This window comes from Methylibium sp. T29 (genome assembly GCF_000576205.1).
Classification (GTDB): Bacteria; Pseudomonadota; Gammaproteobacteria; order Burkholderiales; family Burkholderiaceae_C; genus Methylibium; species Methylibium petroleiphilum.
In genome coordinates this window covers 1-1763 of record NZ_AZND01000430.1, presented here as the reverse complement: position 1 = coordinate 1763, position 1763 = coordinate 1, and the positions used below count along the sequence as shown (strand labels likewise).

The 1763-nt window shown below is 54.3% G+C and carries 2 protein-coding genes; both read left to right on the top strand.

From position 1 onward, the window contains the following. Positions 1-390, top strand: a 390-nt coding sequence (locus tag x551_RS24775; protein ID WP_152543629.1) for an MMPL family transporter, incomplete at its 5' end; no start/stop codon positions are given. A gap of 56 nt (positions 391-446) precedes the next feature. Beyond that, a partial coding sequence (locus x551_RS21740) for a DUF1329 domain-containing protein (protein ID WP_036251329.1) occupies positions 447-1763 on the top strand: 1317 nt, incomplete at its 3' end.

Genomic DNA, 1763 nt, shown 5'->3' with positions numbered 1-1763 from the left:
AACACGCTCCCAATTCTTGCTATTGGGATTGGTGTTGGCATCGACTACGGAATTTACCTGCTCACCAGAATCTGCGAAGAGTACCAAGGCGCGGCAAAGAAGGATGTTGGTGCAGCTATCCGGATATCGCTTGCAACCTGCGGAAAGGCGATTTTCTTTACTGCGGCATTGATGACTATTGGTCTTCTTCCTTGGTACTTCCTTTCCGAGCTGAAGTTCTTGTCTGATATGGGGCTGCTTCTCGTGATCGTGATGTTCATCAACATGGTCTTGGCTCTGATTCTTCTTCCGCTGCTGGTCTACCTGATTAGGCCGAGGTTCCTAGACAGCGACATGACGGGACTATCGGAGTCCGTAGAGAAAAGACCGCAGATTGCGGTTCCTGCTTAACCTTCATGCGCGATGCTTGAAGATTGCTGTTCGTGAAAACAACGTAGGAGACAACTATGCATATCAGAAAGTATGACCACGATTTTAGCCGTCGCTTCTTCCTGGAGCAGACCGCGAAAGGGATCGCGACAGCCGGCGTTCTGGGGCCTCTATGGCCGATGATCGGGAACTCCGCGGATATCACCAAGGCGTACCCCGACGAATTGTTGTCGGTAGATGCCTGGTCGAAGGGGAAGGTCAAAACTGGCGACTTCGTTACTGCCGAAAATGTCGACATTGTTAAAGATCTGCTCGACCCAGTCGCGTACATGCAGATCAAGAAGATGGGTCGGAAGATCAAGATCGTGCCGACTACGCGAGATGTGACGAGGATGTACCCGTATGAGCATCTTGAAGCTACTCTGCGGAACCAGGGTAAAGCCAAGCTCAATGCGGACGGAAACATCGTCACGCTGGATGGCAAGCCATGGATTGGTGGTAATCCGTTCCCCGATGCGAAGACGGGAGCCGAGGTGGCTGCGAATCTGACGCTTTCTTGGGGGCGCCACGACAATTCGCTCTACTGTATGCGAGACCAGGAAGTTGCTCCTGATGGTTCGCTTAGCTATCAGTACGATTTCGTCTGGATCGAGCAGAACACCCAGTCACGTGTTGATGGCAAGGTGTTTCCTGGTGCGGAGGACAAGCTTCGCTTCAATACGGTCCTCTTCACCGCGCCGAGCGACTCAAGAGGAACTAGCTATCTCAGTACTTGGTACTACGACCAACGCAAGTTCCCGGAGTTGGTGGGCTATCTGCCGGCGTTCAAGCGTGTACGAAAGTTCCCGACGAACCAACGGTTCGAGCCGATTGCTGCCGGCATCAACTTCTATCTCTCGGATGCGTGGGCGTCCGGCGACCCAATGCTCACTTGGGGGAACTACAAGATTGTCGGCCGCGGTCCTCTGTTGGGCGGGGTCTCGCAAACGTGGTATGGGGATCATCCGAATTGGGAGCGACCCGTGCACGGTGGCCCCAAGGGCCTTACGTTCTATGACGCAAACATGGAGCTGTGCCCTGATGTCGTGATCTTTGAAGCAGAGCCCGTCGGATTCCCGCGTGCCCCTGTCAGCAAGAAGCGAGTGTGGGTCGATGTGCGCAACATGATGTTCATTGCGTATGCCACGTATGACCGTCGTGGCGAACTCTTCAAGTCGCTGGAGACGCATTTCAGTCTCTACGAGAAGGGCGACAAGAAGTTGATGGATGGCAAGCACACTGCTTGGTCTTGGACCGCGTGCATGTTCCACAACGTGCAGGATGGGCGGATGACGCGGTTTGAGCAAGCCAAGAGCATCACCGGCGGCTTCACGCAAGGCTACAACGTTGAGGGG